Raw genomic sequence first — 4,740 nt, 5'->3', positions numbered from 1 at the left:
ATGACCTTGTAGCCAGCGCTCTGCAGAAAGCTCAGCACCTCGCGTTCGTATCCGCCTGTCGCCTCCAGCAGGACACGCTTGACCTTGAGACCTCGAAGGCTCTTCTCCAATACCTCGAAACCTGCCCGATCGTTGGTGACATTGATCGTGAGGCTCTGGGGACGGACCGCTATGTCCAGCGTGCGACTAGAAACATCGATACCCACAAAGGAAACCATCACCAAAATCTCCTAGACTCAACAGAGTGAGAGGACTTTGGCTTGGCCCACGCTTGTGATTCGAGATCAAGGCCGCATCCAACTGTTCGGGCTCTCGCCAAAGTGGAACGGTGAATGGCAGCTTGTGCTCCCACTCGTGCTCAAGGCACACGCGGCATTCAGCTTGCCATTCACCGCTCTCACTCCAGATTCTAATCCCCTATCAAGACACAAGCGGCGGTGCGGCGATCCGACTTGCCCGCGAATGGGGCGACTCGGTATCAGAACCCTACACTGGCCTGCACATAGAAGGTGCGCGGCTCACCCACGTACAACCCGGCGTTGTTGTCGCTGGAACGGGTGTAGTACTGCTTGTCGAAAATGTTCTTCACCCCCGCCGCCAGCTTCAGGTTCGACAGCTGCGGGCCGAAGTCATAACCACCACGCGCATGCCAGGTCACGTAGCCCGGAATGTTGCCGTACTGTCCATCGGCGCTCGGCTGGGTGATGTAGTTGCCGGTGAAGCTGCCGTCGGCATTGACCCCGGTGCCCGGTGCGCGCTGCTTGGATTGGGCATAGGCATCCAGGTTCCAGGTCCAGCGGTTGATCTGGTAACGCAGCCCGGCCGTGGCCACCTGGCGCGAGTAGAACGGCAGGTCGCGGCCCTTGAAGCCAGGGATCTCACCTTCATAGGTGGCACGGGTGTAGGTGAAGCCGGCATTGGCCGACAGGCCGTCCAGTCGCGGATCCAGCCCGGCCAGGTCATAGCGCACCGATGCCTCGATACCCTGGTGCTTGGTCGCGCCCAGGTTGGTCCAGCCCACGTCGTTGCTGATGTACTGCAGTTCGTCGTCGAAGTCGATGTAGAACGCAGTCAGCTCGCCAGCGAAGTGGCCGTCGTCATAGCGGGTACCGATCTCGTAGGTCTTGGCTTTCTCCGGCTCCAGACCGTTGGCGGTGTTGTCACCCGAGCCGCCCTGGCCCAGCTGGAAGTACTGCAGGCTACCGAACGAGGTCTCGTAGTTGGCGAACAATTTCCACGCCTCGGACATGTGGTACATCACGCTCAGGGCCGGCAGCGGCTCGTTGCTGGTGATGCTGCGGTTCTTCTCCGGGACCGGGCGGTTGTTGGTGTCCAGCACCGGACGGTCGCGCCAGTCGGTGTTGATGTGCTCGAAGCGAATGCCCGGGGTGATGGTCCAGTTGCCAACGTCGATCTTGTCATCGATGTAGTAGGCACTGGCCTCGGTACCACCGGTACGGTCCTGGTAGACGTGGCCATCGGAGGTCGGGGTGACGGTCGGCACGTTGTCGATCAGCGCCAGGCGCGATGCCTGCTCGCGCATGGTTTCCTTCAGGTAGCGATAACCGACGCTGACTTCCTGGGTCACAGGCCCGGTGAAGAAGACCCGCGACACGCGTGGCTCGATACCGAAGGTGGTGTAGTTACGCGGGAACGACGACAGGGTGCGCTGGTCGCGAGCGGCAATGGCGCTGCCGCGGAAGCTGTCGGTGTAGTAGGTCAGCACTTCGAATTGAGTGGCTTCGTCGAGCTGGCGCTGCCACTTGAACGAGACGTCCTTGCGACGGCCGCTGAAGTAGTCGTAGTCGCGCACAGACTGGTACGGATCGCGGTCGAACTGCGCCTGGGTCAGGCCACCGGGCATGTCGGCGCGGCCGTCATAGTAGTGGAAGTTGAGCCAGAACTCGTCGCTGTCGGTGGGTGCCCAGTGGGTCTTGAGCAGCACGTCATCGATGTCGTTGTCGTTGTTGCTGCGGCGGTAGCCGTTACCGTTGACGCCGGAGTACAGCAACGCGACGCCGATGCCGTTGTCGGCAGTACCGCCGACGAAGGCCGACTCTGTGTGTTTCCAGCCACCGTACCTGGAGGTTTCCAGGGTGGTGCTCAGCTCGGCCGTGGCTTTTTCCGGGATCGCTCGGGTGACGAAGTTGATGACCCCGCCGACGTTCTGCGGGCCATAACGCACCGAGCCTGCACCGCGGACCACGTCGATGCTGTCGAGGTTGCCCGAGGAGATCGGCGCCATCGACAACTGCGGCTGACCATAAGGAGCAAAGGCCGCCGGCACGCCGTCGATCAGCACGGTCGAGCGTGGCGACAGGCGCGAGGTCAGGCCGCGCACCCCGACGTTGAGCGACAGGTCACTGCCGCCGGTGCCGTTGGAGTCCTGTACCTGCACGCCTGGGATGCCACGCAGCGCGTCGCGCACGTTCATGGTGCCCTGCTCGACCATTTCCTGACGGCGCACCACGGTACGCGCGCCGGGGTGGTTCTGCACCACGGTCTGGTCGGCATCGCCCAACCAGTCACCCACCACCTTCACATCCGTAGGCGCCAGTTCCAGGCTACCGGTGGTCAAGGTGCCAGCGCTCTGCACCGGCTTGACCACCACGGTGTCCTGGGACATCTCGTAGGTCAGCCCGCTGCCTTGCAGCAACTGTTGCAGCGCCTGCTCGGGGGCCAGGTTACCGGACACCGCCGGCGCCTGTTTGCCGGCCACCAGGTCCGGGCTGAAGAACAGTTGCAGGTTGGTCTGCTGGCCGAGCTGGGCCAAGGCCTGGGCCAGCGGTTGGGCCTGGATCTGGATGGCGGCCGGGGCCTGGGCGGCATAACCGTGGGTGGCAGCGGCGCTGACCGCCAGGGCCAGCGCCAGGCGGCGCAGATGAAGCAGGGGCTTGTTGTTGTTCACGTCTTCGATCAGTCCTGAAAGTCGGGATGAATGCCAACCGCATGCAAATGTAAATGCTTGGCAGTTGCAGCTGGCGGGGAAGACGAACGAGGCGAAAAAAACCTGAATTTATTTCGCGATTATTTCGCTGGAGCCGTCGGAGTGGGTTTTCACGGCCACCGGCAGGATGTTCGGCAGAGCCCGCAGCAGCGCATCCGGATCGTCGGTGCTGAAGGTGCTGGAAAGGCGCAGATTGGCGACCTTGCCCGGTGCGACATACAGCGGATGGCGGCGGTAGCGCGAGACTTCACTGACCACTTCGGCGAGGGTGGCGTTGTCGAACACCAGCTTGCCCTGGCGCCAGGCGGTGAGCGTGGCGGCGTTGATCGTGTAGGGCGCGGCGACCTTGCCCTGGTGGTCGATATGCGCGCCCTGCCCTGCCCCCAACTGTGCCAGCGAGCCCGCCGCGCCCTCGACCTTCACCGAACCCTGCTCGACGGCAACCCGGGTCAGGCCGTTGTCCTGACGCACGTCGAAACGGGTACCGGTGACGGTGACGCTGCCTTGCGCGGTATCGACCACGAACGGTCGGCTGCTGTCGTGGGCGACGCTGAACATCGCCTCGCCGGCCAGCAGCCGCAGTTGCCGGCGCCCGGCGCTGAACGCAACGTCGATGCGCGTGGCACTGTTGAGCTCCAGGCGCGAGCCGTCCGGGAGCTCGAACATGCGCCGCTCGCCCGCCTGCGTGGCGAGCACGTCGTGGTGGTTCATTTGCTGGTACTGCCAGCCGCCCCAACCCAGGCCAAGCGCGGCCAGCGCCACCCCCGCGGCCAGGGCCTGGCGCAGCAGGCGCCTGCGCGGCAGTTGGCGCACCGGCTCTGGTTCGCACAAGGCTTCGAGGCGCTCGGGAGGGATGAAATCGGCTGCACACCACAACCTGCCGAGCAGTTCGTATTCCTGCCGATGCTCGGGGCGCTCGTCCAGCCAATGCTGCAGACGCTCGCGCAGGGCACTGTCATCGGGCGCGTCCTGCATGCGAACAAACCAGGCGGCGGCCTGTTCGCGCGGGTTGTCGGCGCCTTGCTGATTCATCGAAAGGGTCTCCTGACTCATCTGGTGGTCACGTCCAGGTGCTCACGCAGATGTCGGAGCGTGCGAATCATATACTTTTCGACCATGTTCTTGGTCAAACCCATGCGCTCGGCGATCTCGGCCTGGGTCAAGCCTTCGAGCTTCTGCCAGATGAACACCCGCCGACAGTTGACCGGCAGTTGCGCCAGCGCCCGCTCGACCGTGTCGGCCAACTCCAGCGCGTGCATATAGGCTTCCGGGTCGGCGCCATGGCCGGCGCCCTCATCGAACAGTTCAATTTCCAGGGCCTGACGGCGGTCTTCGCGACGGAAACCATCCACCGCAATATTGCGTGCGGTCTGGTGCAGATAGGCGCGCGGCTGCTCGACCTGCTCGCGCGGATTTTCCAGCACGCGGACGAAGGCATCGTGGGCGAGATCCTCGGCCTGCTGACGACTGCGCAACTTGCGCGTCCAGGTGCCGATCAGCTCGTGATAGTGGTCGAGAAAGCCTTTGTGTCCGGACACGGTCTGGCTCGTCAGGGAGGCGGGGACAAGAAGTCGCAAATAGTAATACTTCTTATTAAAAGCGGCAAATCGGCGTGTGCCTGTTCGACCGAGGGCATTTTTTTGCCTTGGTAACAAAAAATTTATCGATGGATTCCGGCACGGATGTACCCGCTCTGCGTGGCCATAAATATGAACACCTAAGTGCTTTTCGCGAACGAGCACGGCGCCGCCCAAACACCGTGACGCCTATGAAAACGGGTTCGCTGGCGAACG

At 63.1% G+C, this 4,740-nt stretch carries 3 protein-coding genes and 1 pseudogene; all 4 read right to left on the bottom strand.

Going from position 1 to position 4,740, the window contains the following annotated elements; genetic code table 11:
- A pseudogene (locus VA602_RS00205) lies at positions 1 to 218 on the bottom strand (IS110 family transposase); the annotation flags it as partial.
- Between the two features lie 260 nt (positions 219 to 478).
- On the bottom strand, positions 479 to 2,908 hold the full coding sequence (locus VA602_RS00200; RefSeq protein ID WP_323452139.1) for a TonB-dependent siderophore receptor: 2,430 nt from the start codon (positions 2,906 to 2,908) through the stop codon (positions 479 to 481).
- A gap of 108 nt (positions 2,909 to 3,016) precedes the next feature.
- Positions 3,017 to 3,979, bottom strand: a complete 963-nt coding sequence (locus VA602_RS00195) for a FecR family protein (protein ID WP_153773232.1) — start codon at positions 3,977 to 3,979, stop codon at positions 3,017 to 3,019.
- 17 nt (positions 3,980 to 3,996) lie between these two features.
- Entirely contained in the window at positions 3,997 to 4,485 is a 489-nt protein-coding gene (locus VA602_RS00190) for an RNA polymerase sigma factor (RefSeq protein WP_323452138.1), read from the bottom strand.
- Between the last annotated feature and the right edge of the window lie 255 nt (positions 4,486 to 4,740).

This window comes from Pseudomonas machongensis (assembly GCF_034961125.1).
Taxonomy (GTDB): domain Bacteria; phylum Pseudomonadota; class Gammaproteobacteria; order Pseudomonadales; family Pseudomonadaceae; genus Aquipseudomonas; species Aquipseudomonas machongensis.
This window is presented reverse-complemented; position numbering and strand designations above follow the sequence as displayed.

Coding starts and splice junctions, on each gene's coding strand:
- VA602_RS00195 (WP_153773232.1), bottom strand. CDS start 3,979: ATGAATCAGCAAGGCGCCGACAACCCGCGCGAACAGGCCGCCGCCTGG.